This window comes from Bradyrhizobium sp. UNPF46 (assembly GCF_006658625.1).
Taxonomy (GTDB): Bacteria; Pseudomonadota; Alphaproteobacteria; order Rhizobiales; family Xanthobacteraceae; genus Bradyrhizobium; species Bradyrhizobium nitroreducens.
This window is the reverse complement of record NZ_LFJB01000027.1, coordinates 1-22,582: the sequence shown is the minus strand read 5'-3', so window position 1 is coordinate 22,582 and position 22,582 is coordinate 1. Positions and strand designations below refer to the sequence as shown.

General features: G+C 64.5%; 24 protein-coding genes and 1 pseudogene. 8 read left to right on the top strand and 17 right to left on the bottom strand.

All coding sequences use genetic code 11. The features are described from left to right. Nucleotides 1–202: 202 nt before the first annotated feature. Nucleotides 203–1,222 (top strand): hypothetical protein, encoded by a 1,020-nt coding sequence (locus UNPF46_RS12395; RefSeq protein ID WP_142250205.1) that lies wholly within the window; start codon nucleotides 203–205, stop codon nucleotides 1,220–1,222. 363 nt (nucleotides 1,223–1,585) lie between these two features. Here UNPF46_RS12395 and UNPF46_RS12390 read toward each other — a convergent pair whose 3' ends face one another. Beyond that, the gene (locus UNPF46_RS12390) at nucleotides 1,586–1,885 is read right to left on the bottom strand and encodes a transcriptional regulator (protein ID WP_142250204.1); all 300 of its coding nucleotides are present in this window, start codon (nucleotides 1,883–1,885) and stop codon (nucleotides 1,586–1,588) included. Next, nucleotides 1,885–2,066: pseudogene (locus UNPF46_RS12385) on the bottom strand (hypothetical protein); the annotation flags it as partial. The gene UNPF46_RS12390 and the pseudogene UNPF46_RS12385, both read right to left, overlap by 1 nt. A gap of 212 nt (nucleotides 2,067–2,278) precedes the next feature. Between UNPF46_RS12385 and UNPF46_RS12380 the strand changes: the two are divergent. Next, entirely contained in the window at nucleotides 2,279–2,641 is a 363-nt protein-coding gene (locus UNPF46_RS12380) for a hypothetical protein (protein WP_142250203.1), read from the top strand. A gap of 143 nt (nucleotides 2,642–2,784) precedes the next feature. Beyond that, the gene (locus UNPF46_RS12375) at nucleotides 2,785–3,033 is read left to right on the top strand and encodes a hypothetical protein (RefSeq protein WP_142250202.1); all 249 of its coding nucleotides are present in this window, start codon (nucleotides 2,785–2,787) and stop codon (nucleotides 3,031–3,033) included. A 37-nt stretch (nucleotides 3,034–3,070) separates the two neighbouring features. Here UNPF46_RS12375 and UNPF46_RS12370 read toward each other — a convergent pair whose 3' ends face one another. From UNPF46_RS12370 to UNPF46_RS12360, 3 genes are all read right to left on the bottom strand, one after another. After that, complete coding sequence (locus UNPF46_RS12370) at nucleotides 3,071–3,370, bottom strand: winged helix-turn-helix domain-containing protein (RefSeq protein WP_142250201.1); 300 nt, start codon at nucleotides 3,368–3,370, stop codon at nucleotides 3,071–3,073. Nucleotides 3,371–3,373: 3 nt separating this feature from the next. Beyond that, a complete protein-coding gene (locus tag UNPF46_RS12365) occupies nucleotides 3,374–3,928 on the bottom strand; it encodes a hypothetical protein (protein ID WP_142250200.1) in 555 nt (184 codons plus the stop codon). 594 nt (nucleotides 3,929–4,522) lie between these two features. Next, entirely contained in the window at nucleotides 4,523–5,533 is a 1,011-nt protein-coding gene (locus UNPF46_RS12360) for an alpha/beta hydrolase (protein ID WP_142250199.1), read from the bottom strand. A 136-nt stretch (nucleotides 5,534–5,669) separates the two neighbouring features. On the opposite strand from UNPF46_RS12360, the gene xseA reads away from it, so the two are divergent. Further along, a complete protein-coding gene (gene xseA, locus UNPF46_RS12355) occupies nucleotides 5,670–7,292 on the top strand; it encodes an exodeoxyribonuclease VII large subunit (protein WP_142250198.1) in 1,623 nt (540 codons plus the stop codon). Nucleotides 7,293–7,466: 174 nt separating this feature from the next. Here xseA and UNPF46_RS12345 read toward each other — a convergent pair whose 3' ends face one another. Beyond that, nucleotides 7,467–7,619 carry a hypothetical protein gene (locus UNPF46_RS12345; RefSeq protein ID WP_142250197.1) on the bottom strand — a complete coding sequence of 51 codons (153 nt, stop codon included), beginning with the start codon at nucleotides 7,617–7,619 and terminating at the stop codon, nucleotides 7,467–7,469. A 209-nt stretch (nucleotides 7,620–7,828) separates the two neighbouring features. Further along, on the bottom strand, nucleotides 7,829–8,656 hold the full coding sequence (locus UNPF46_RS12340) for a dienelactone hydrolase family protein (protein ID WP_142250196.1): 828 nt from the start codon (nucleotides 8,654–8,656) through the stop codon (nucleotides 7,829–7,831). A gap of 176 nt (nucleotides 8,657–8,832) precedes the next feature. Here UNPF46_RS12340 and UNPF46_RS12335 point away from each other — a divergent pair, with 176 nt between their 5' ends. Next, on the top strand, nucleotides 8,833–9,060 hold the full coding sequence (locus UNPF46_RS12335; RefSeq protein ID WP_100176489.1) for a DUF2093 domain-containing protein: 228 nt from the start codon (nucleotides 8,833–8,835) through the stop codon (nucleotides 9,058–9,060). 139 nt (nucleotides 9,061–9,199) lie between these two features. On the opposite strand, the gene UNPF46_RS12330 is transcribed toward UNPF46_RS12335, so the two are convergent. The 7 genes from UNPF46_RS12330 to UNPF46_RS12300 form a co-directional block, all read right to left on the bottom strand. Beyond that, a complete protein-coding gene (locus tag UNPF46_RS12330) occupies nucleotides 9,200–9,505 on the bottom strand; it encodes a hypothetical protein (protein ID WP_142250195.1) in 306 nt (101 codons plus the stop codon). Nucleotides 9,506–9,686: 181 nt separating this feature from the next. Continuing rightward, nucleotides 9,687–10,703 (bottom strand): tetraacyldisaccharide 4'-kinase, encoded by a 1,017-nt coding sequence (lpxK, locus tag UNPF46_RS12325; protein ID WP_142250194.1) that lies wholly within the window; start codon nucleotides 10,701–10,703, stop codon nucleotides 9,687–9,689. After that, nucleotides 10,696–12,012: a 3-deoxy-D-manno-octulosonic acid transferase gene (locus tag UNPF46_RS12320; RefSeq protein WP_100176486.1), complete on the bottom strand. Its 1,317-nt coding sequence runs from the start codon at nucleotides 12,010–12,012 to the stop codon at nucleotides 10,696–10,698. The genes lpxK and UNPF46_RS12320 overlap by 8 nt, the downstream gene beginning before the upstream one ends. Further along, nucleotides 12,005–12,718 carry a lysophospholipid acyltransferase family protein gene (locus UNPF46_RS12315; protein ID WP_142250193.1) on the bottom strand — a complete coding sequence of 238 codons (714 nt, stop codon included), beginning with the start codon at nucleotides 12,716–12,718 and terminating at the stop codon, nucleotides 12,005–12,007. The genes UNPF46_RS12320 and UNPF46_RS12315 overlap by 8 nt, the downstream gene beginning before the upstream one ends. Further along, a complete protein-coding gene (locus tag UNPF46_RS12310) occupies nucleotides 12,715–12,957 on the bottom strand; it encodes a DUF4170 domain-containing protein (protein ID WP_025033794.1) in 243 nt (80 codons plus the stop codon). The genes UNPF46_RS12315 and UNPF46_RS12310 overlap by 4 nt, the downstream gene beginning before the upstream one ends. Before the next feature lie 62 nt (nucleotides 12,958–13,019). Further along, entirely contained in the window at nucleotides 13,020–13,838 is an 819-nt protein-coding gene (locus UNPF46_RS12305) for a 3'(2'),5'-bisphosphate nucleotidase CysQ (RefSeq protein ID WP_142250192.1), read from the bottom strand. Next, entirely contained in the window at nucleotides 13,825–15,213 is a 1,389-nt protein-coding gene (locus tag UNPF46_RS12300; RefSeq protein ID WP_174718861.1) for a TldD/PmbA family protein, read from the bottom strand. The genes UNPF46_RS12305 and UNPF46_RS12300 overlap by 14 nt, the downstream gene beginning before the upstream one ends. Nucleotides 15,214–15,476: 263 nt before the next feature. Here UNPF46_RS12300 and UNPF46_RS12295 point away from each other — a divergent pair, with 263 nt between their 5' ends. Continuing rightward, on the top strand, nucleotides 15,477–15,995 hold the full coding sequence (locus UNPF46_RS12295) for a DUF6101 family protein (RefSeq protein WP_142250191.1): 519 nt from the start codon (nucleotides 15,477–15,479) through the stop codon (nucleotides 15,993–15,995). Nucleotides 15,996–16,046: 51 nt separating this feature from the next. Here the strand turns inward: UNPF46_RS12295 and UNPF46_RS12290 are convergent, their stop codons facing one another. Beyond that, the gene (locus UNPF46_RS12290) at nucleotides 16,047–18,569 is read right to left on the bottom strand and encodes an autotransporter outer membrane beta-barrel domain-containing protein (protein WP_142250190.1); all 2,523 of its coding nucleotides are present in this window, start codon (nucleotides 18,567–18,569) and stop codon (nucleotides 16,047–16,049) included. A 365-nt stretch (nucleotides 18,570–18,934) separates the two neighbouring features. Between UNPF46_RS12290 and UNPF46_RS12285 the strand changes: the two genes are divergently transcribed. Continuing rightward, nucleotides 18,935–19,900, top strand: coding sequence for a helix-turn-helix transcriptional regulator (locus UNPF46_RS12285; protein WP_142250189.1), 966 nt, complete (start codon nucleotides 18,935–18,937; stop codon nucleotides 19,898–19,900). A 36-nt stretch (nucleotides 19,901–19,936) separates the two neighbouring features. On the opposite strand, the gene ubiA is transcribed toward UNPF46_RS12285, so the two are convergent. After that, nucleotides 19,937–20,869, bottom strand: coding sequence for a 4-hydroxybenzoate octaprenyltransferase (ubiA, locus tag UNPF46_RS12280; RefSeq protein WP_142250188.1), 933 nt, complete (start codon nucleotides 20,867–20,869; stop codon nucleotides 19,937–19,939). Then, on the bottom strand, nucleotides 20,866–21,528 hold the full coding sequence (locus UNPF46_RS12275; RefSeq protein ID WP_142250187.1) for a hypothetical protein: 663 nt from the start codon (nucleotides 21,526–21,528) through the stop codon (nucleotides 20,866–20,868). The genes ubiA and UNPF46_RS12275 overlap by 4 nt, the downstream gene beginning before the upstream one ends. Before the next feature lie 211 nt (nucleotides 21,529–21,739). Between UNPF46_RS12275 and UNPF46_RS12270 the strand changes: the two genes are divergently transcribed. Then, nucleotides 21,740–22,495 carry a 16S rRNA (uracil(1498)-N(3))-methyltransferase gene (locus UNPF46_RS12270; protein ID WP_142250186.1) on the top strand — a complete coding sequence of 252 codons (756 nt, stop codon included), beginning with the start codon at nucleotides 21,740–21,742 and terminating at the stop codon, nucleotides 22,493–22,495. Nucleotides 22,496–22,582: the final 87 nt, after the last annotated feature.

Genomic DNA, 22,582 nt, shown 5'->3' with positions numbered 1-22,582 from the left:
AACTCCCCGTCATTCCGGGGCAGAATCAGCTAAATTGGCCAGCTCCACCAGAGGCAGCCATAGGACCATTGAGCTGGGCAAAGCGCGCTAAAGAACGAGCGAACACACAAGCTGGCGAGGCCCGCCCCCAGTCCGGTGCGAATGGCCGTACCAAAGGCGTTGGCACGCAACGAGACTATGGAAAAATAGTAACGGCGGAATAATGGACGCAACCGGATCAATTGGCCAGAGAGATCAAGATGAGCCGACGAGGCAGGCAGCGGTTGGAGATCGATTTTGGGTATGGTTCGCGGACGAGCCTTCAGCGTTTGAAGTTCATTTAGCTGAGACCCTAACTGCCTTTCCAAAACCAGAACTTGGTCAGGATAATAACGGAGTATTTCACGTAAGGGCTTACTCGTGGCGTGGTCGTCCAGAATTTACGCAGGAGTTTCTGAAAGCGCATCTCCCCCGCTCCATCGAACTACCCGCCGATGGCATGATCAAGTTCGTAACGATTGATGACAAGTTAGAGTTCTCAATTCCAGTGGAGACACTTTCATTTTCGCACAGTGCGGAAGCTGGTTCGATCCATGTCACTGCACGCAAATTGACGCTAAACGATCAGACTTTGATGATATTGGCATCCCGTCAATCTGATCATGATCGGGAGGCGCCGGCTCTCTCAGGATCGCTTGATGCGCTTGGCCTAATCTCATTACTATCAGGGAACGTCTTGCTCGGCCGTTGCCTGTTCTCCTCATACTTCTGCACTACTCGCAAAAAATTCCTCAGTGGAACACTCGGCGTCGTTGGTCCGTCACCTGTCGATTGGACACCAATAAAGTTCGCTGATGAAAATCCAGATAGTAGACTTGATGCGCGGGGTGATCGGACCCATGCCGCGCTATGGTTCGCTGGACTAGCTTTCTCGGCGAACGACAATGCCTCCAAAGTAGTTTCTTATGTCACGGCGCTCGAGATTCTAACGAGAAAGAATATCAAGAACTATCTTAGCCACCTTTACCGGAAGGATTCAGAACTACATAGAACCGCAATCGAGAAGGTGCTCGCCTTGCTGAACCTCCGCGGCGACCTTGTACACAAAGGACAGCGGATCGTCCTCTCGTCCGAACTCGAAAGATTTGCTCAGGCGTTCATCCTCGACGCGATCCGCGAGAATAACAAGATTGCATCCGCAGGATTCGCTGTGCAAAGTCTGATTGAGGCCACGCGCCGCTGATGCCCGTAGGAGGGGTTGAGCCCTTGCGAAACCCATCACGCGTGCCTTTCTACGCGTCCGTAGACCTAGGAATTACGGTGACAGTGCATAAAATTCCTAAAGCTGAGGCCAAAGCATCAGTCGACATGTTTAGTGCACTGTCACAGAACTCGTGAAACCAGACTTCCCTTCACGGCCCTTTCATCGATCGTGACACCTAAGACCGTCACCCTGAGGCGGCCGCTCCTTCAGCGGCCCTCGAAGGGCGACGGCCCGGCTGCTGCAACGGGGCCGTTCATCCTTCGAGGCTCAAGCACCGGCGCAGGCGCGCCGCTGCTTGAGCACCTCAGGATGACGGGATGACCGGTGATGCTTCGGAGCGAGCTACCCCCGCTTCCCCGCAATGATCTCCTGCAACGTAGCCACATGCCGCGCGAACGCCCCGCGGCCCGCCGCCGCTGCCGTCACCGTCGTCTGCGGCTTCTTCCCCACGAACGCCTTCTCCACCGAGACGTAACCCGCCTTCGCCAACGTCTCGATATGAGCCCCGAGATTGCCGTCGGTGGCTCCGGTGAGTTTCTCCAGCCGTGCGAACTCCAGGCCCGCCGTCGCAGGCAGCGCATTCGGCGCCGCCATGATCTTCAGCCGCAGCGGCTGGTGGATGATGTCGTCGAGCTCGGCCATCAGATCCGCCGCATCCAGAGGCCGCCGAGGATCAGGCCGCCGCCGTTGACGAAGGCCATCCAGAGCGGGAACGCCTCGCCGATATAGACATAGCCGATCAGCGTCAGGGCCGTGACGCCAAGACCGATGCGATGAAGGCCTTGCCGAACCAGAGGCCCGCAAGGGTGTAAAACAAAATGAATTACAGTGACAGTGCATGAAATTCTAAAACTAAAGCCAAACATCAATCGACATGGTTCAGTGCACTGTCACCGAAACCGAATGATGGTCGAGAGAGTCGCGCCGCGCGAACGCGACGAAGCTGCTCGTCCCTTGATTGCGCCGTGGCGCTAAATCACGTCACCTTGACGTATACGCCATAATGTCATATATTGACGCTCGGAGGCAAATTGAATGAATGCAACTCATTTCAACAGATCGCTTAAGTATCTAAACTTGTCTGTCTATGCGGCCGCGCCAATTCTTGGCATCAGCCTTCGTCAAGCACAACGATACTCTAGCGGCGATGATCCGCAGGAAATTTCCGGGCCGGTAGCGAACCTTCTCATCCTTTTGCAGAGGCAGGTCTTCGATCTGAAGAAGAGGCGCCACGAACTGATCGGAATGATCGACGCTATTGATCAACGCGGCCTTCGGGTCGGCACCAACAATCGCGACGAGACACCTGCATGGCGCGGCCAACTGAAAGTGTGGCTCGACGAGATCGAAGATCTGCTTCGTAATCATCCCTCCGGTTTGCCCTCTCAGATTGAATAGGCAGATAATCATGAATCCCTGGTTGGGGATATGCAGTTAACTGTTTGCCCGCGCCGGGTTCACGCAAACTCGGCCGTATTGTTGGCGCGATTCCGCCACACGGCTTACCGAAACTTTGTCCCTCCACGACAATGAGAATCGCAATGCAGATTAATATGAAGATTGGCGTCACCCACGACCAACTTGAGAGCCTGATCGTTAACGATGTACGCCGCCGCGCTCACTGCGACGGGTTCAAGGCGATATCGTTCTATCGAACTGCTGAAATACCTGGCACCAATTGGGTCCCCGCCAGCGTGAACTACGGCAAAGCCGGCAGCGTGGTGTGTGATGCAGCACTGCGTGAAATAATTCCGCGCATGCAACGAGAATACGATCTCATCGGGGGGTAATTCGTCGGCAGAGGCGCGTTGGCATGATGACGCAACGCTACACCTGCTTCCCCGCAATGATCTCCTGCAGCGTCGCGACATGCCGCGCGAACGCGCCGCGGCCCGCTGCGGTCGCCGTCACCGTCGTCTGCGGCTTCTTCCCCACGAACGCCTTGTCCACCGAGACGTAGCCCGCCTTCGCCAGCGTCTCGATGTGCGCGCCGAGATTGCCGTCGGTGGCACCGGTGAGCTTCTTCAGGCGTGCGAATTCCAGGCCGGCTGACACCGGCAGCGCGTTCAAGGCGGCCATGATCTTGAGCCGCAGCGGCTGGTGGATGATGTCGTCGAGCTCGGCCATGCGCTAGATCCGCCGCATCCAGAGGCCGCCGAGGATCAGGCCGCCGCCGTTGACGAAGGCCATCCAGAGCGGGAACGCCTCGCCGATGTAGAAGAAGCCGAACAACGTCAGCGCGGCGATGCCGAGGCCGATCGCCAGGAAGGCATGACCGAACCAGAGGCCGGCCATCGTGTAGAACAGCATGAAATAGAGCGGCCAGAACGTGCCCAGCTGGCGCGGGCCGAAATGGCCGATCACGTCAGTGCAGAGATAACCGAAGGCGAAGAACAGCGCGAGCACCAGCAGCATCCTGATGCTGGCCGCGGAACCGTTGGCGTGTTGCGGCGGATTCAGCAGGCGGAGCGCGACCAGACCGCCGACGCCCAAGACATCCGCGGCAACCCAGGCGTAGCCCGCGTAGATCGGCCAGAGCCAGGTCACGAGATTGGCTGCGAACACGATCACGCCCCACCACACCGCAGCCAGGCTCGCCAGCTCGTAGAGCTGCGATTGCTTCAGGCGCTGGACGATGTCGTCGATATCGGCCAGCGCCGCGGAGGCCTCCTTGCTGTCGATCATGTCATCCCTTTCTGTCTCGGAGCCATCGCGGACTCGCGGCGATACCCGAGCGCACGCCTCGTCCTTCGAGACGACCGCTTCGCGGTCTCCTCAGGATGAGGCTCAGAGGCAGCTTTGCTTTTGAACCAGCCGCCACGCAGTCGATCCTCATCCTGAGGGCCTGCCGAAGGCAGACGTCTCGAAGGATGGCCGCGAGCGCGGTGACGCCTGGGCAAGCGCCTCGTCCTTCGAGACGACCGCTTCGCGGTCTCCTCAGGATGAGGCTCAGAGGCAGCTTTGCTTTTGAAGCAGCTGCCACGCATTCAGTCCTCATCCTGAGGGCCTGCCGCAGGCAGGCGTCTCGAAGGATGGCCGCGAGCGCGGTGACGCCTGAGCAAGCGCCTCGTCCTTCGAGACGACCGCTTCGCGGTCTCCTCAGGATGAGGCTCAGAGGCAGCTTTGCTTCTAGATGAATCTCTGCTGCATCAAAACCCGTTGAAGCGAGCGCCGCAAACTCCGCCCTCATCCTGAGGGCCTGCCACAGGCGGGCGTCTCGAAGGATGGCCGTGGGGAAGCCGCGCTCATCTCCGATGGCCTTGCCGTCAATGGGGCGCATCATGACTGCCCGCCCCCGCGCGTTGCGACGTCCTCGGCGATCACGGAGATCGCCTTCGGATTGGTGACGATGCCCATGTGGTTGATGCCGTCGATGATCTTGACGTCGACCGACGGCTTCACCGCCTGCACGGCTTCCGCATATTTGTCCGAGATCATCATCTCGTCCTCGGCGCCGCCAAAGATCGTGATCGGACGCGTCGTCGCCGGCAGATCGACCCGATAGCCGCGCGTGGTAAAGTTGCGCATCAGGCGATCGGAATAGGTCGAGGTGAGGTACTTCGCCGAGGTCGCCGGCACCGCGAAGGCGAGCACCGGAAGCTGCGAGCAGCAGTCGATGCCGAGCCTACGCAGCGCCGTGAGGCCGAAGAAGCGCGGGAGGTCGACACTGACCCAGCCGCCGTTGCCCGGCCGGTTGGTCGGTGCATCCCAGCCGAGATAGGGCGCGAGCAGCACGGTGCGCACGAACATGTCCTGCATGATCGCCGTCGCGGCGACGCGCAGCGAGAAGCCGGCGCCGGCGGAATGGCCGATCAGGGTGAGCGGCAGGTCGGGCGCGGTCTGACGCAGATGGGCGACGAAATCGATCAAATCGTCCTCGAGCTGGCCGACATAGAAGATATCGCCGCGCGTTCCGGAGCCGCCATGGCCGCGGATGTCGAGCGCCCAGGTCTCCACCCCGCGTGCGGCGATGGCATGGGTCAGCGCATGGTTGACGGTGCCGCTGGAGCCGGAGGAGCCGTGGATGAAGACCGCCCCGCCACCCGTCGCCGGGCCGATCGGTGCGTAATGGCGATAGCCGATCCAGGTGCCGTCGCGCGCCTGGAAGCGCTCGAGCGGCGGCAGCGTCGACCAGTCGATCCCCTTGGTGGAATCCGACACCGAGCGCATCTCGGGCGGCCGCTGCAGCGGGGTTGCGATCATCGCGGTCAGGATCAGCGCCGCGGCGCCGACCGCACACAGGGCCCATTTCACGCCGTTCAAAGCGCCTCGCAGCAACCGGATCGCCATGGCTCGCCTCCTCAACGCATCAATCAATAGAGAACTCTATAATACAGAGTACTCTTGAGATCAATCCCCGGATTGGCGCCGCGCGGCGAAAATCCTTAACGTCGGGTCTGACCCCGAAACCCCGAATCGTTTGCTGATGCCGCCTGCGGAACAACTGAACAACGCGTACGAATTCACCGTCTCCGAGCTCTCGCAGTCCCTGAAGCGGACGGTGGAGGACACCTTTGGCCACGTCCGGGTCCGCGGTGAGATCTCCGGCTTCCGCGGCGCCCACTCCTCCGGCCATTGCTATTTCGCGCTGAAGGACGAGAGCGCCAAGATCGAGGCGGTGATCTGGAAGGGCGTGCACGGCCGCATGCGCTTCAAGCCCCAGGAGGGGCTGGAGGTGATCGCCACCGGCAAGCTCACGACCTATCCGGGCTCCTCGAAATACCAGATCGTGATCGAGGCGCTGGAGCCGGCCGGCATCGGCGCGCTGATGGCGCTGATGGAGGAGCGCAAGAAGAAGCTCGCCGCGGAAGGCCTGTTCGACGAGGCGCGCAAGCAGCTGCTGCCCTGGCTGCCCGAGGTGATCGGCGTCGTGACCTCGCCGACCGGCGCCGTGATCCGCGACATCCTGCATCGGCTGGAGGACCGCTTTCCCCGCCACGTGCTGGTGTGGCCGGTGAAGGTGCAGGGCGAAGGTTCGGCCGAGCAGGTGGCGGCTGCGATCCGCGGCTTCAACGCGCTACCTGAAGGCGGCAAGATTCCGCGGCCCGACGTTCTGATCGTCGCGCGCGGCGGCGGCTCGCTGGAGGATCTCTGGTCGTTCAACGAGGAGATCGTGGTGCGGGCCGCAAGCGAGAGCATGATCCCGCTGATCTCGGCGGTGGGCCACGAGACCGACATCACGCTGATCGACTTCGTCGCCGACAAGCGCGCGCCGACGCCGACGGCGGCGGCGGAGATGGCCGTGCCGGTGCGCAGCGAATTGTTCGTCGAGGTCGCCGATCTCGGCCGGCGCACCCGCGCCTATTGGCAACGCAGCCAGGAAAGCCGCCGTAGCGAGCTGCGCGCCGCCGCGCGCGCACTGCCGGCGGCCGGCGATCTGCTCGCCATTCCCCGGCAACGGCTGGATTCGGCAGGAAGCGCCCTGCCCCGCTGTCTCAAGGCCAACACGCACGCGCATTTCCGCCGGTTTACCGCGGCGAGCTCGAAGCTGACGCTGCGGGTGCTGCACGGGCAGATCTCGCAGGCCGACCACCGCCTCACCGTGTGCGGCGAGCGGCTCGGGCTGTCCGCGCGCTCGCTGCTGCGGCAGCGGCGCGACCGCTTTGCCGGGCTGGAAGTTCGCCTGCGCGCCTCAAAACTCTCCAACGCGCAGGCGCAGCGCAACGCCATTGCCCGCCAGCGCGAGCGCACGCATCGGCTCGCCGAGCGCGCCGGCCGCGCGCTGGCGACGCTGCTGCAGCGGCTGGACGCGCGCGTCGAAGCCAGCGGCAAGCTGCTCTCGGCACTGTCCTATCGCGGCGTGCTCGCGCGCGGCTTTGCGCTGGTGCGGGACGAGGCGGGGCATCCCGTGCATGCGGCCGACAGCGTCGGTCCGGGCGCGCGGCTCGAGATCGAGTTCGCGGATGGACGTGTTGCGGCGACCGCGGATGCGGACCGGCCCGCGCCGACCGCCAAGCGCGCGCCGGTGCAAGCCAAGCCAGCGGCGGCGGACACCAAGCCCGCGCCGAAGCGCGTGGCCAAGCCGGTGGATCAGGGCAGCCTGTTCTGAGGCGCGAGGGCGGCACTATCAGACCCGTCATCCTGAGGTGCGAACCATGCAATGCGAACGCATCGCGTGGTGAGCCTCGAAGGATGCACGGCCGAGATGCAGCCGGGCCGTCGCCCTTCGAGGCTCGCCGAAGAGGCGAGCACCTCAGGGTGACGGGATTGGCAAAGGGAGCCCCTACCGGCAGGACAATCCCGCGTCGATCGTGGTCCAGAAGCCGCAATGCTCCGGCGCGCGCTGTGGAGCGCCGGCGTGGGCCTCGTACAGGAAGATCGCGACGGTGAAGACGGCGATTGCGGAGAACAGGGTGATGCGGTTGCGCATGAGCATTGCGTTTAATCGACATCATGGTCGAACTAAGGCGCCGTCGCGCGCTGAAACCGGCGGCGCGCGCGATCCGTCAATTCACGGTCGGCCGCACTCCGTGCAGGGCGGTGGTCGATGCGGGGCTGCTCGCCTCACGTTGTTCCCCTGGCGGCCCCGCTCGAGAATCCGTAGCCCGGATCGAGCGCAGCGTAATCCGGGCTACGGCACTTCCATTAGCGCGCCAGCCACTGCACCACCTCTTTCTGCGACTCCGCGCGGGCCTGCGCATCCGTGCCGAGATGGCCGCGCTCGGGCGCGGCGGCATCGCCAGTGCCGGCCGCTGCGTGCAGCGGCGTGTTGGCGCGGTCGAAATCGTGATAGGCGCCGGGATAGACCACGATGCGCGCGAGGGCGCTGCGGCCATGCGCGCCCTCGACCATCTGGCGGCAGGCCGGCGGCGACGAGACGTCGTCATCGGCGCCGATCAGCACCAGCGTCGGCACCCGCGTGCTCCAGCCGAGACCGGCGGAAATCCGGCAATCCGGATAGAACGCGATCGCGGCGCGGAAATCGGGCCCGAGATCGCGCGCCACGCTTTGCGGACGCACCGCCCAGAGCAGCGCGCTGGCGCCGTTGGCCCAGCCCATCAGGCTGACGCGGTCGCGCGCCACCCAGTTCTGCTTCATCAGCCAGGCCCGCGTCGCCGCGATGTCGGCGACGCGCTCGCGCCGTGCCTTGACGTGCATCTCCTTGACGCGGCATTGCGGCCCCAGCTCGCGCGAGCCGTAGCTGTCGGGCCACAGCACGGCGTTGCCGTCCTTGAGCAGGCGCTCGGCCCAGTCGCGATAACGCGGCAGCACGGCGTCGGAATGGCCGCTGAGCCCGCCGCAGCCATGCAGCGCGATCACGGTCGGAAACGGGCCTGCGCCCTCGGGCTTGTAGAGCTGCGCATGGAGGACGCCCGACGCCAGCGGAATCTCGACTGCTTGCGGCGCCGGCGCGGCGGGCGCCGCCGACATCAACAGCGTCAGGAACAGGGCGGTGGTTAACGGAAGGCGCATCGGACTCTGCCGCAAGATCCTTCGGCCGAGGCTTATCACGCGGGAACGGAGGCAAAACATCACAAACCGGTGGGTTTAACGGGCGGACAAGCCTGCCTATCTATGCTAGATCCCGTCCAACACATCGTGCCCTCCCGGCGTTTGCCTGAAGCGGCCTTCCACGGAGACTTTCGACCGTGCTGAACAAGTTCGGCCCCTCGGGCCATGGCGAAGCGCAGGTGCAATATCTCGACGGCGATTTCCGCGTGATCTCGCCGGGAACGTTCGTGCGCTGCGCGATCACCGACGTGCGGATCCCGCTCGACGAGCTGAAGTACTGGAGCGTGGATCTGCAGGAAGCCTACGCCACGCCCGCTGCCGTCCTGCAGCGACATTTCCCGAACGCGCCGAAACCGCAAGCCTGAGCTTTCCGCTCCCGTAACTCTCGTAGGGCGGGCAAAGCGAAGCATGCCCACGTTGATCGTCTCGATCGCGAAGAGACCGTGGGCACGGCGCTTTGCGCCTTTGCCCACGCTACGAGACCGAGCTCGTGGCGCCGTTGTGCTATTGCGGCTCGGTCGCATCGCCGCCCACGCAGGTCTTGATAAAGCTCTTCCTGCTCTCGCCGACGATCTTCTGATCGATCGCCTGCTTCAGGCAGTCGAGCCGCGCCTGCGCCAGGCAGAGCTGCAGCTGGTCGCGCTTGTCCTGCCCCTTCAGGCTCGCCGTCGTGGCAAGGCACGTCACGCGCTTGGTCGCGGGAACCGGCACCGTGGCGGTCGGACTTGCGGATGGCGTCGTTTGCGCCAACACCGGCGCAACAATCAGACACACAAGGCTGGCGGCGACGGCGGCGGACGTCGATTTCATCGTAGTCTCCAGGATCGTTCGAGATGGATAGGGGTCTTGCGATGAATGCCGCCTGAATGCGAGGTGTTGTAGAGTGGGCAAAGCGGAGCGTGCCCACCATCCGTCTCCGAACGCAACAGATCGTGGGCACGGCGCAAGGGCGCCTTTGACCACCCTACGAGATCCGGGGCCGGCGGTGAGATCAGCGCCTGGAAAACCGCCGCTCGCGCGCCTTGTAGAGATGATCGCTGATCAGCTGCCGCAGCTTGGCGGGATCGTCGAATTCGAGCTGGACGGCGAACGGCACGATGCCGTCTGGCACGCCCTCGTTGCCGCGCAGGCGCGCGAGGTCCTTCTCCGTCGTCACCAGCGTGAGCTGCTCGCGCGCGGCGTCGGCCGCGAGGGCGGCGATCTCCTCGCGCGAGAACATGTGGTGGTCGGCAAAGGGGCGCGTATGCGCGACGTCGATACCGCCAGCGCGAAGCGTGCGGAAGAACCGTTCGGGATCGCCGATGCCGGCAAAGGCGAGAACGCGCTTGCCGAACAACTGCGCGAGCGAGGCCGCGTCCGGTTTCAGGCGCGCGCGCAGCTCCGGCTTGTCGCGCTTGGCAAGCTCCGCCGCGACCTCGTTGGCGGCGCGGCCGTCGCCGATCAGCACCAGCGCGTCGGTGCGCGAGAGCTGGGCGCTCAACGGCGCGCGCAGGGGGCCGGCGGGAAACACCGCGCCGTTGCCGAGGCCGCGCTCGCTGTCGATCACGATCAACGAGGCATCCTTCAAAAGGCGCGGGTTCTGGAAACCGTCGTCCATCAGGATCACGGTGGCGCCTCGCGACTTCGCCAGCGCGACGCCGTCGAGGCGGTCGCGCGCCACCGCAACCGGGACGTCGCGCGCCATCATCAAGGGCTCGTCGCCGACATCGGCGGCCTTGTGCCGTTCGCGGTCGACCATGACGGGGCCCTTGAGGCGACCGCCATAGCCGCGGCTGAGCACCACCGGCGTCTCGCCGAGCTCGCGCAGCAATTTCGTCAGCGCCAATACGGTCGGGGTCTTGCCGGCGCCGCCGACGTGGTAATTGCCGACGCAGATCACGGGAATGCCGGCATCCGTGCCCTTGCGCAGCATGCGCCGCTCCGCGATGGCGCCGTAGAGGGCTCCGAGCGGCCATAACGCATAAGATGGAAGCGAACGTGGCCGGTACCAGAAGGCCGGCTCACGCATTGGCGGCCCCCATCTCGATTCGCAATTGCAGCAGATAGGGCTCGAGCGCCGTCATGGTGCGCTCCAGCGCGCCGCCGAGCTGGTCGACCACGCCCAGGCCTGCGCGCTGCATCTTCTCGCGCATGACAGGGTCGGCCAGCAACTGGCCGAGCTGCTTGACCAGCGCCTCCTGCGTGTCGGCCTGCCTCGCACCGCCGCTCGCATCGAGCGCCTCATAGACGTCGGCGAAGTTGAAGACGTGCGGACCATGCACGATCGCAGCCCCGAGCTTGATCGCCTCGATCGGATTCTGGCCGCCGTGACGGATCAGCGATCCGCCCATGAACACGATCGGCGAGAGGCGGTAGAACAGGCCGAGCTCGCCCATGGTGTCGGCGACATAGACATCGGTGGTCGCGGTCGGCAGCTCCTCGCGCGAGCGCAACGCCGGCGTGAGGCCGGAGGCCGTGATCAGACCGGCGATCGAGGAGCCGCGATCGGGATGCCGCGGCACGATCACGGTGAGGAGCTGCGGGAAGAAACCGACGAGGCTGCGATGCGCCGCGACCAGCATCTCGTCCTCGCCCGGATGGGTCGAGGCCGCGACGATGATCGGTCGCCCGCGCGTCATCGCCATCAGCCGTTCGAGCTTGGCGGGATCGGCCGGCGGCGCCGCCACGTCGAGCTTGAGATTGCCCGTGGTGACGACGTCGCGGCCGCCGAGCGTGGCGAAACGCTCCGCATCGGTCTTCGACTGCGCCAGGCAGATGTCGAACCGCGACAGCAGCGCCGAGATGGTGCCGTGCATGCGCCGCCAGCGCGGGAACGACCGCGGCGACATCCGCCCGTTGATCAGCACCATGGGCACGCGGCGCGCTGCACCGGCGAGGATCAGGTTCGGCCACAGATCGGATTCGATGAACAGCGCCAGCGACGGCTTCCAATGGTCGAGGAAGCGCGCGACATAGCGCGGCGAATCATACGGCACGTATTGATGGATGACGTCGGGCGGAAAGCGCTTCGCCACCACCGCGGCCGAGGTGACGGTGCCCGAGGTGAGCAGGATACGCAGATTGAGATCGCGCAGACGCTCGATCAGCGCCGCCGCGGCCAGCACCTCGCCGACGCTGGCGCCGTGGATCCAGACCAGCGGGCCGTGCGGCCGCACGTCGCGGGACAGCCCCCGCCGCTCGCCGACGCGCGCGGGATCTTCCTTGCCCTGCCTCAGCCGGCGCTTGATCAGCGCAGGTGCGAGCGGCACCAGACCCGAGGCCAGACGCCGGTACATCCGCAGCGTGATCGGCAGCGCGATGGGCAGTGATTTAGGCATCTTGCGGACCCGGGCGGCCGAGCTGCGCGTAGGCGCGGCGGGTCGCCTCGTTCAACGTCTCTTCCAGCTCCAGCCGCAGCGCCTCCATCATGGCGGCGTCGGCATCCGCGGGAACGTGGATTTCCTTGATGCCGACCAACGCGCCCCGGCCGAACGGCAGGTTGATGGTGGTGCGGTCCCAGTTCTTCAGCCGGATGAAGCGGCTGGTCGCCATCGCAAAAGGCATGATCGGCCGCCCCGATTCCCGTGCCAGCATGATGATGCCGAGCCCAGCCACGCGTGCGCGCTTGGGGACATCGGCGGTCAGCGCGACATTACAGCCGTCCTGGAGCGTCCGCACCATTTCCTTGAAGGCGCCGACGCCACCCTTGCGGTGGAAGGCGCTGCCGTGATCGCCGGAACCACGGATCAGGCCGATGCCGAGCCGCTCCACCGCGATGGCGTTGAACTCGCCGTCGCGGTGACGGGAGATCAGGACCTTGGCCCGGTAGGAGGCCTTGTTCTTGATGAAGGGGGTGAGGAAATGCTGGCCGTGCCAGAAGGCGAAGATCGCGGGGATCTGCGGCTCGACGATGTCGTAGACGTCGGGCGGATCGAACGTGAATTTGTTGGTCCGCCAGACCAGACGCAGATATTCGGCCGCCAGAACCCCGACGGCACGCTGAAACCAGCTGCTTCGCAGCGTATTGCGAAGCAGTTTTTTCAACGCGCCGGTTCTTGATTGGGGTCGAGCAGCCGGTGGAGATGGACGATGAAATAGCGCATCTGCGCGTTGTCGACCGTCGACTGCGCCTTGGCCCGCCAGGCGGCATGGGCGGCCGCATAGTTCGGATAGAGGCCGACGATTTCGACGTCGTCGAGATTCTTGAAGGTGTTGCCCTTGAGATCGACGAGCTCGCCGCCGATGACGAGGTGAAGCAGTTGTTGCGGGGCACTATCTGGCATGAGTTCTGTTCCTAACGGTCTGCCCGGCAAAGCAGTGTTCGAGAAGCACGACGAAAAGCGCCTTAGGCCAAGGGACGGTTTCGAAAATGCGCGACTATGCCCGCATGACGATCGCGTCCCGCTGCCACCAGCACCCCGTGCGCCACTTCCCGGCGGTTATAGAGGATGGGTTCTCCGGAGAGGTCGCTCATCCTACCATCGGCTTCCTGCACGATCAAATCGGCCGCCGCAAGGTCCCAATCATGGCTGTTGCCCCCCGCAAAAGCCGCATCCAGCGCACCATGGGCGACCCGGCACAGGCGTAGCGCGAGCGAGCCGATTCGCGGATGCAGCTTGATGTCGCCGCCGGCGGTATTGAGCCGCTCCACCATCGGCTTCGGGCCGGCGACGCGGGCAAAGTCGAGCGCCGATCCGGGCGACGCCTGCACGGCCCTGCCGTTCAGCGTCGTGCCCTGGCCGCGTGCGGCGAAGAAGAACTCGCCGCTGACAGGTGCGAACACCGCGGCCAGCACCGGCGCGGCGTCCTCGACCAGCGCGACGCTGACGCACCAATCCTCATGGCCGTTGAGGTAGTTGCGCGTACCGTCGATGGGATCGACGATCCAGGTCAGCCGCCGCGACAACCGGGCGACGTCGTCGGCGCTCTCCTCCGATAGCCAGCCGTAATCCGGCGTCGCACTGCGCAGGCGCGTTTCGAGCAGGTCGTTGACGGCGATGTCGGCTTCCGACACCGGCGAGGAGGCGCCCTTGGTCCACTTCTTCAGCTCGGTGCGGAACATCGACTGCGCCAGCGCGCCCGCTTCCCGCACCGTGTCTTGCAGCAGCGCCGCGCCGCGCGTCAGGATGGCTTCGTCCGGGGAGTTCGCGTCAGCGTCCGCCAAGCGTCAAACCCTCGATGCGCACCGTCGGCGCATTGATGCCGTAGCGGAATTCGAGATTGTTCGCCGGCTGCATCGACTTGAAGATCTCGAACAGATGGCCGGCGATCGTCACCTCGCTGACGGGATAGGTGATCTCGCCATTCTCGATCCAGAAGCCGGAGGCGCCGCGGCTGTAATCGCCGGTGACGCCGTTCACCCCCGAGCCGATCAGGTCGGTGACGTAGAATCCCTGCTTGATGTCGGAGATCAGCTCGGCGGGCGTCGGCGTGCCGGCTTCGAGATGCAGATTGTACGGCCCGGGCGAGGGCGACGACGAGACGCCGCGATGGGCGTGGCCGGTGGTGGTGAGGCCGAGCTCGCGCGCCGTGGCGCAGTCGAGCAGCCAGGTCGTCAGCACGCCTTCGTCGACCAGCGCGGTCTTCTTCACCGCGACGCCCTCGGCGTCGAAGGTCTGCGAGCGCAGGCCGCGCTTGCGCAGGGGATCGTCGATGATGCGAATGTTCCTGGCGAACAGCTGCTGGCCAAGCTTGTCCTTCAGGAAGCTGGTCTTGCGCGCGATCGAGGCGCCGTTGATGGCGCCGACGAGGTGGCCGACCAGGGAGCCCGCGACGCGCGGATCGAACACGACGGGCACCTTGCAGGTTTCGACCTTGCGCGGATTGTAGCGCGCCACGGTGCGCTCGCCGGCAGAACGGCCGACGACCTCGGGCGACAGCAAATCGCCGCCGTGCGGCGCCGAGGTGAAATCGTAGTCGCGTTCCATGCCGGTGCCCTCGCCCGCGATCGCGGTGGCCGAGATGCCCTGGCTGGAGCGCAGATAGGAGCCATGGAAGCCGGTCGAGGTGACGAGCACCATGCCGCCCATGCCCGCGGAGGCCGAGGCGCCGCCGGACTTGGTCACGCCCTTCACGGCGAGCGCGGCGGCTTCGGCCGCGAGCGCGCGGCGCTCGAGTTCGCTGGTGGCGGGCACGTTCGGATCGAGCAGATCGAGATCGGGAAAGTCGCGCGCGAGCAGCGCGGGATCGGCGAGGCCGACATATTTGTCGTCGGGCGCGACGCGTGCCATCGCGACCGCGCGTTCGGCGAGCTTGGTGACGGCGTCGCCGCTGACGTCGTTGGTGGAGACCACCGCCTGGCGCTGGCCGACCAGCACGCGCAGGCCGACATCGTCGCCTTCGGACCGCTCGGATTCCTCGACGCGTCCGTCGCGTACCTCGACACCTTGCGAGACGCCGCGCACCGCGACCGCATCGGCCGCGTCCGCGCCGGCGCGCCGCGCCGCCTCCACCAGCCGCTGCGCGAGATCGGAGAGCGCGGACTGGTCGAACAGGCGATTTTCTGTGGTCGAAAGCATCGAGCTTGGTGAAGAGTTCACGAAGAAATCCTGTTGGGGCGGGGGTTCGGGACCGGAACCCACAGATGTGCCCTGATTGCGCGGACTTCAAGCATTTTCAGCCCGCCAAAAGCTCAGATTCGCACCATCGGCGCAACGTCTCGTCAATCATGCGTGCCAAGGTCTTGTCAATCATGAGCCGCAATGACGGTGGGTTAACCAGCCTTTTTAAGCGGTTTCGGAAAGGGCCGCGCTAAGGTCCTCGCATCGACCGGGAACATAATCCCGGCGGGGAGAACTAAGCCGTGAGGCGTCAAACAGCAACATGCGGGGTCGCTCCCGCCGGGTCGAGCCGCTCTCTGCGGCTCGACCCTCTTTCCCTTCCGGTCCGCTTCGATGCGCATGACCCGCGCGCCGACGGATATACCAGGCAGATCGAGCTTCACCGCGAACGCGTCGTGCTGCGCCGTGCCGTCCGCGGCATGCAGATGGCGATCAACGTCCGCGTCAGCGACTTCACCGGTGTCGCGCTGCGCGGCAATGACGAGGCACAGACCCTCGTTCTGGTCCATCGCGACCCCTCGCTCTCCGTCCCGCTGCTGGTCAGCGCCGATGCCGGGGAACTGGCTGAGGCCTGGGCGATCTGGAGCGAGCTGTTCGCCTTGCCCCAGCTCGACGAAGGCGCCCGCCGGCCGGCAGCCCGCCGCCGCCGCGCCAACGCGATCCGCGCCCGCCGTCCGAAATTCCTGATGCGCCGCCGTGTCGCCATGGCGCGCGAGCTGCCGGTGCATCGCGCCGAGCGCGAGATCATCGCAAGAAATTAGGCGTATCAGGCCCTCGGCTGCGCGCCGAACCCCGGGCTTGTCGAACGATCGTCAAAACGCCACCTTCAGACCAAGCCGCCCATTGTAGGAGGCGGTTGCGTCATTGGCATACTGAGCATCGATGGAGCCAAACAGAGCGGTGCCACGAGCCACGATCGTGTCGAAGCCGAGACCAACGGTGCCGCCAAACACCCGGGCGGCGCTCGTATAGTTCACGGTAAAGTCGGTGCCGGAAAAACTGGCGCCAAATCCCTGCGGGCCGACGCGCTGCTGGCCGAAGATCGAGGCGGTAAGGGAAAGTTTGGTCAGTGGGGCAAAGCTGCCAGTGAAGAAATCACGCGAGAATGCCGCACCGGCACGCTCCTCGAAGAGATGAACCTGGCGCGCCTGGTAGGCGAGGTTCTGCGAGGAACCGGTCTCCGAATAGCTATCGCTGAAGGTGCCGCTGTAGCCCGCCCGGACAAAGGGCGTGACGGTGACGGCAGGGCTGAGTGCATAGCGGTAGCCGAAAGCCGCCTGCGGCGCGATGAAGTAGCCGCCGAAGCTTCCTACCGCTCGTTCCGCAGTGGTGGCATAGACCGTGCGCGTGCTCCTGGCATCGAGCCCTCCCATTGCAAAGGCGACGTCCAACACCAGGGGCCCCCATTCCCGGCGTCCGTAGAGGCCGCCGAAATAGACGTCCGATTTCAACGTGCCGGAGTTGTCCGCCATCCAGCCCGACAGGCTGCCCGCACCGGCAAAGCCGCCGACCCGCCAGCTATCGAGCCGCCGATCAAAACCGATCAGGCCGCCATATTGGTTCGTGGTGGATCCGGCAGCCGATGGCGTCGATAGCTGGTGACGGAGCCCGGCGAAGCTGCGCGCCCAGAACAGATTGCCATAGGCGTCCATGCTGGTGCCTTGCGGCATGGAGGCCAGGGCAAGCCTGTTGCCGGAGCCGCGAAGCTGGTCGGGCAGCTGCGACTCCAGGCTGCCGGAAGCACCATCCGCGTAACCAATGGCGGGGCTGGAGGCCACGGTTTGCGGATAGTCGATATTGTTGTCGAGGATGCCGGAGATGATGTTGAACAACGAGCGGGTGAAATCCGGCACCATGGTCGGCGTGCTCGCCACGTTCGAAGCGTTGGCGACGACGATATTGCCGGTGCCGGCGCCGTCGAGGCCCGACGTGATCAGCGTCTGCGCGCTGCTGGAGAGATTGATCGTGTTGGATGCCACCAGGTACTGGCTGACCGGCAGGGTGTAGCTGCCGGTACCGAAGTTGATCGTGTTACCGACGTTGTTGAAGTACTGGATTGCCCCATTGAAGACCGCGCCTGGAAGCACGTTCAGGACATGACCGGTCGTTCCCCCGAGGTAAGTAATTGAACTTGCTGCGCCGGAGATCGTGCCGGCATTGGTGATGGTGCTGTTGTTGCCGGTGATGCTTATGCCGGAGACGCCCGCGATCGTGCCTGAGGCGTCGTTGGCGATCTTGGATCCTGCGCCCGCAAACACGGCGGTGCCGACCGCCCCGCCGGTGATGCTCCCGCTGTTGGTGAGCGTCAGTGCCCCTACAGCATGGATTCCGACGCCCGTGAGATTGGTTCCGCCGCCTGAAATGGTACCGGTATTGATCACGGTCAGCGCCGAACCACCTGCAGGACTGAAGATGCCGCCGCCATCGGACGTGATCGTGCCCGAATTGGTCACCGTACCCCCGCCTGCGGCATACACCGCCCAACCATTGTTGAAGCCGCTCGCGGTGATGATTCCCTTGTTGTTCAGGGTCACCGACCCGACGGCGTTGGCGATGCCATTCTGGCCGGAGATGCTGGCGCCGACATCGTTGTTTATCTGAAAATTCAAACCGTCGACCGCAACGCCGGTGCCGTTGCTGGCTGAGATGGTCCCTTTGTTGTCGACCAATGCATTGTCGCCGCTGCCGCCAATACCGCTCTGAAAGCCGGCGATCGTGCCGCCCGCATTGTTGTGGATGGTTGAGCTCCCACTACCTGCCGTCGGCCCGAACATGACGCCAGAGAGTGCCGTACCGCTGATCGTTCCGGAATTCGTGAGGTCCAGGTCATGCGCGACGGCGAGGCCGTTGGCGGCACCGCTGATGGTCGCTCCACCATAGTTGGTCAGATTCCCATCGTTCAGCTGGATGGCGTCGCCGCCAGTGCCAGTGATCTGCCCGAAATTATGCACATTGGAGCTACCGAGCGACATGCCGATGTTGCCCGAAATCACCCCCGCGGAATTGTTTATGATCGAACCGCCACCAGCGAGCACGCCCACCCCGTTGTTACTGGCGATCGTGCCGACGTTAGACGTGATGATGATATCGTTGGCGGCCACAATACCCGCGCTGGCTTGCCCGGTGATCACTCCATCGTTGAGCGTAAGATGAAGAGATCCGAAGTCCTGGATGCCGTAGAACGCGCCGGAAATCATCGCAGAATTCGAACAGGTCTGATTGGTGCCGGTGACCGTGCAGGCAGCAATGGCGGGAGCAAGCTTTCCAGACCCCACGACAAAGGCAAAGGCGCTCACGCCCATACGAAAAGCCTTGCCCATCAAACGAGACGTCATCGACCATTCCCCGCACTTGCAGAATCTGGCGGGAACTATGTCGGGTGACGCCGCGAACTTCTCGGCAGCGCTAACACTGGATTATGTGAAAAAATGACGGTGTCGCATTTCGGCGAACGCCCATGGCGCGGCGACTGTCAAATCTGCCTGTCGCGATTGTCGAATATGCGTAGACAGCACGCCAGTGGGTGCGAGATCTATGAACGTGATGGGGTCAGGCGGCGACAGACCGTTCAGGCGTGCATCGGCGCGCCCTCGCAAAGTACGGCAACCGCAAGATCGAGCAATTGCCGGAGCTCAGAGGGCACGAAGCTGCAAGCTTTTACGCCCATCGACGTGTCCAATCCCTTCTTGCACGAGCCCTGATGATTGTTTCCCGCGCCAGGCTGACGACTTCCGACATTCCAGAAGCCACCGCCGAAGACATGGTCGCGCTTTGGTCCAGCCGTCATCTCTATCGCCTCGCCATCCGGCCCGTTGAGAACGTGCCGCTCGAACTGACGAGCGATCTCATGGTCTTCCCCGACTTTACGTGTGCTCTCGGAGACAATTCTCCGATCGCGGCCAGGGTCAGCCCGGAGATCGGCCACGAGGATGACGTCTATTTGAGCTGCGTGCTGACGGGCGGAGGAGAGGTCAGCGGCCGCAATTGGGAGTACGAGAACAAGCCGGGAGACGGACTGTTTCACTGGAGCGATGAGGGCTTCCACGTGCATCAGCCGCAACGCTCGCGCGTCATAAACATGCGACTATCGATCGACGCCATCCGGCGTCGCGTGGATTTAGGGAACGGTCCTCCAATGCGCCGTGTCACCGCCGGACATCCGGCCATGGCGCTGTTGCGCACCTATGTCGCTACTCTGCAAGCGGCCGATCTGAGCCACGTCACTCCGACGTTTGCTGAAACCACCAGCAGCCATCTGCACGACCTGGCCGGGCTTGCCCTCGGGGCCAACCGCGACGGGGCACACAACGCGGCGACATCGGGACTTCCCGCCGTGCGTCTGGCGCTTGCGAAGGAGCTCGTCGCGCGCCACCTCGACAACCCCAGGCTCAACGACGATTTCCTATCCAGGCACATGGGCCTGTCGCGCAGCTATATCCGCAAGCTATTTGCCAATGACGGCCATGCAGTCGCGGCCTATATCCGCCGGGAAAGGCTGTTCAAAGCCCGCCGCTTCCTCTCAGCCCCCGCAGCCATGCGTATCAAGATACTCGACATTGCGAGCATGCACGGCTTTGACGACGTATCGACCTTCAATCGCGCCTTCCGTCGCATGTTCGACATGTCCCCGAGCGAAGCCCGGGATCAGGTGAAAGGTGAGGATTGAAAAGAGGGCCACTCGCCCGGAGAGGCCGACGGCAAGTCAGCCCGACCGCATCACCGCATCGACCAGCAGGCCCGCGAACAGCAACAGCCCCGCATCGCGGTTCGACTTGAACAGGCGCAGGCACAGCGCGCCGTCGGCGATGTTCAGCCGCACGATCTGCCACGCCAGATGCGCGGCGAAGGCTGCTAGCCCGAGCCAGGCCGGCCAGCGCGCATCGCCTGAGGCCAGCGCGACGCCGATCAGCATCACCGCGACACCATAGAACAGGATCAGCGCCTGCTGCGTATGCGCGCCGAACAGGCGCGCGGTCGACTTGATGCCGATCAGCGCGTCGTCCTCGGAGTCCTGATGCGCGTAGATCGTGTCATAGCCGATCACCCAGGAGATCGCGCCGGCATAGAGCACCAGCGCGGTGAGGTCGATGCGGCCGAAGGTGACGGCAAATCCCATCAGGGCGCCCCAGGAGAAGGCAAGCCCGAGCACGGTCTGCGGCCACCAGGTGATCCGCTTCATGAAGGGATAGATCGCGACGATCAGGAGCGAGGCGATGCCGGTCGCAATCGCGAAGCGGTTGAACTGCAGCAGCACGACGAGGCCGATCAGCGCCTGCACGGCCATCCAGGCCAACGCCTCCTTCGTGCTGACCTGCCCTGACGGCAGCGGCCGCGAGCGCGTGCGCTCGACCTTGTCGTCGAGGTCGCGGTCGGTGATGTCGTTCCAGGTGCAGCCCGCCCCGCGCATCACGAAGGCACCGACGAAGAACAGCACGATGGTGAGCGGCAGTCCGCGGATGTCGTGCGCCATGCCGCTCGCGAGCGCCGCCGACCACCAGCACGGCATCAACAGCAGCCAGGAGCCGATCGGACGATCGAAACGGGACAGGCGCAGATAAGGCCGCGCCCATTGCGGCGCGAGCGTATCGACCCAGTTGCCGGTGGAATCGGCAACGCGGGCGGATGTGTCGCTCATCGGGTCAGGACGTTGCCGTTGAGCGTGTCGAAGGTGCTGCCGCCCTTCTTGCCGGCATTGGCCTCAGGCGCCGAGCCCGAACCCAGCACCTCGCTCAGCGACGGGCCGGCGGGACGTGCCTGCTGCTGCTGCATCTGCTGCGCAACATTGCAGACCTTCGCCTGCATGGCCTCGGTGTTCTTGTGGCCGTCCTTCATCTGCGCGCCGACCTGTGCCGGAATCCCGCACTTCGAGGCATTGGCCTCGATATACTTGATCATCTTCGACTCGGCCTGGCTGAAATTGCGGATCAGCTTGCAAGCCTCGTCGGGCGGCGCGTGACGGTCGCTCGCGGCCTTGATCAGCTTGCCGCGCTTCTCGGCTTCCTCGCGCAGGGGCATGAACGACTTCATGCAGTCCTCGCCGGGACCGCCTTGCGTCGGCGGGGCCGCGCTGAAAGCGCCGGCGCCACCAACAGGCGCGGCGCCGTTCACGGGGAAGGACGATTGCGGGGCCGCACCGACGGACGCGACCGGCGCCGAACCGTTCACCGGCGGAAACGCCGAACTGGTTGCAGCCTGATTGGGCAGCGGTGCCGGAAACGCGCTTTGCGCATAAGCACCCGCGGTACCCATGGTGACCATGGCGGCAGTGATCGGAACCATCAAATGACGGATCATCAAGAAAATCTCTCCGGCAGGAGCTGACGGGGTCCAGCGCCTTCCCAATTGAAGCGCAACCAGCGTGCTCGCAATTTTACGATTCCCGCCGGCCCTTAACAACCCACCGAATAGGGCAAGAGCGCGGCGCGCCGACGCAGCGGTAGGGCAATATTTACCCCCGAAACGGCTGCTTTCGGTTAATAACGGCGCGAAATTGGACTTTTGAACGATGCCCTCCCACGATTTTCGCGCGCCCCGCCTGTTCGTCGATGCTCCCTTGGCCCAGGACGCCAGGGTCGCGCTCGACCGTGATCAGAGCAATTATCTCGGCAATGTGCTGCGGCTGGCCGCCGGGGCCGAGGTTTTGGCGTTCAACGGCCGTGACGGCGAGTGGCAGGCCGCCATTGAAGGCCGCAAGCGGCCGGACGGCCTCGTCGTCCTGCAGCAGACCCGGCCGCAGGACCGGCTCGCGGACCTGGCTTACGTCTTTGCCCCGCTCAAGCATGCCCGGCTGGACTATATGGTCCAGAAGGCGATCGAAATGGGCGCCGCCGCGCTGCATCCGGTCCTGACCCGCTTTACCCAGGCCTCCCGGGTCAACACCGAGCGGATGCGGGCCAATGTGGTGGAGGCCGCCGAGCAATGCGGCATCCTCAGCATCGCGACCGTGACCGAACCGGTCGCCTTGGAGCGCTTCCTCAGCCAGCGCCCGGCCGACCGGCTGCTGATCTTCTGCGATGAGGCGGCGGAGCTCGAAAACCCGGTTCAGAGCCTGCAGGCCGCGCGCGCGGCCAGACAAGGTATCGACGTCCTGATCGGCCCCGAAGGCGGTTTCGCCGAGGAAGAGCGGGCCCTGCTGCTGCGCCAGCCCAAAATTCTTCGGCTGGCCCTCGGTCCCCGCATCATGCGGGCCGACACGGCCGCCGTGGCGGCGCTGGCGCTGGTCCAGGCCGTGCTGGGCGATTGGGACGGCGGAAAGCGCTAGGGCATTTTCGGTTCTGATTGAATCAGAACCGAAGCTCTAGATTCTTGTTTTGACGCGTTTTCTTCACGCGAACCGGTGTCCACTTCG

Excerpts from the sequence above, each read along its gene's own strand:
- UNPF46_RS12375 (WP_142250202.1), top strand. The coding sequence starts at position 2,785 with ATGCAGATTAATATGAAGATTGGCGTCACCCACGACCAACTTGAGAGC.
- UNPF46_RS12290 (WP_142250190.1), bottom strand. The coding sequence starts at position 18,569 with ATGACGTCTCGTTTGATGGGCAAGGCTTTTCGTATGGGCGTGAGCGCC.
- UNPF46_RS12365 (WP_142250200.1), bottom strand. The coding sequence starts at position 3,928 with ATGATCGACAGCAAGGAGGCCTCCGCGGCGCTGGCCGATATCGACGAC.
- xseA (WP_142250198.1), top strand. The coding sequence starts at position 5,670 with ATGCCGCCTGCGGAACAACTGAACAACGCGTACGAATTCACCGTCTCC.
- UNPF46_RS12370 (WP_142250201.1), bottom strand. The coding sequence starts at position 3,370 with ATGGCCGAGCTCGACGACATCATCCACCAGCCGCTGCGGCTCAAGATC.
- UNPF46_RS12390 (WP_142250204.1), bottom strand. The coding sequence starts at position 1,885 with ATGGCCGAGCTCGACGACATCATCCACCAGCCGCTGCGGCTGAAGATC.
- UNPF46_RS12360 (WP_142250199.1), bottom strand. The coding sequence starts at position 5,533 with ATGGCGATCCGGTTGCTGCGAGGCGCTTTGAACGGCGTGAAATGGGCC.
- UNPF46_RS12320 (WP_100176486.1), bottom strand. The coding sequence starts at position 12,012 with ATGCCTAAATCACTGCCCATCGCGCTGCCGATCACGCTGCGGATGTAC.
- UNPF46_RS12270 (WP_142250186.1), top strand. The coding sequence starts at position 21,740 with ATGCCCTCCCACGATTTTCGCGCGCCCCGCCTGTTCGTCGATGCTCCC.
- UNPF46_RS12310 (WP_025033794.1), bottom strand. The coding sequence starts at position 12,957 with ATGCCAGATAGTGCCCCGCAACAACTGCTTCACCTCGTCATCGGCGGC.
- UNPF46_RS12395 (WP_142250205.1), top strand. The coding sequence starts at position 203 with ATGGACGCAACCGGATCAATTGGCCAGAGAGATCAAGATGAGCCGACG.
- lpxK (WP_142250194.1), bottom strand. The coding sequence starts at position 10,703 with ATGCGTGAGCCGGCCTTCTGGTACCGGCCACGTTCGCTTCCATCTTAT.
- UNPF46_RS12380 (WP_142250203.1), top strand. The coding sequence starts at position 2,279 with ATGAATGCAACTCATTTCAACAGATCGCTTAAGTATCTAAACTTGTCT.
- UNPF46_RS12345 (WP_142250197.1), bottom strand. The coding sequence starts at position 7,619 with ATGCTCATGCGCAACCGCATCACCCTGTTCTCCGCAATCGCCGTCTTC.
- UNPF46_RS12275 (WP_142250187.1), bottom strand. The coding sequence starts at position 21,528 with ATGATCCGTCATTTGATGGTTCCGATCACTGCCGCCATGGTCACCATG.
- UNPF46_RS12285 (WP_142250189.1), top strand. The coding sequence starts at position 18,935 with ATGATTGTTTCCCGCGCCAGGCTGACGACTTCCGACATTCCAGAAGCC.
- UNPF46_RS12340 (WP_142250196.1), bottom strand. The coding sequence starts at position 8,656 with ATGCGCCTTCCGTTAACCACCGCCCTGTTCCTGACGCTGTTGATGTCG.
- ubiA (WP_142250188.1), bottom strand. The coding sequence starts at position 20,869 with ATGAGCGACACATCCGCCCGCGTTGCCGATTCCACCGGCAACTGGGTC.
- UNPF46_RS12330 (WP_142250195.1), bottom strand. The coding sequence starts at position 9,505 with ATGAAATCGACGTCCGCCGCCGTCGCCGCCAGCCTTGTGTGTCTGATT.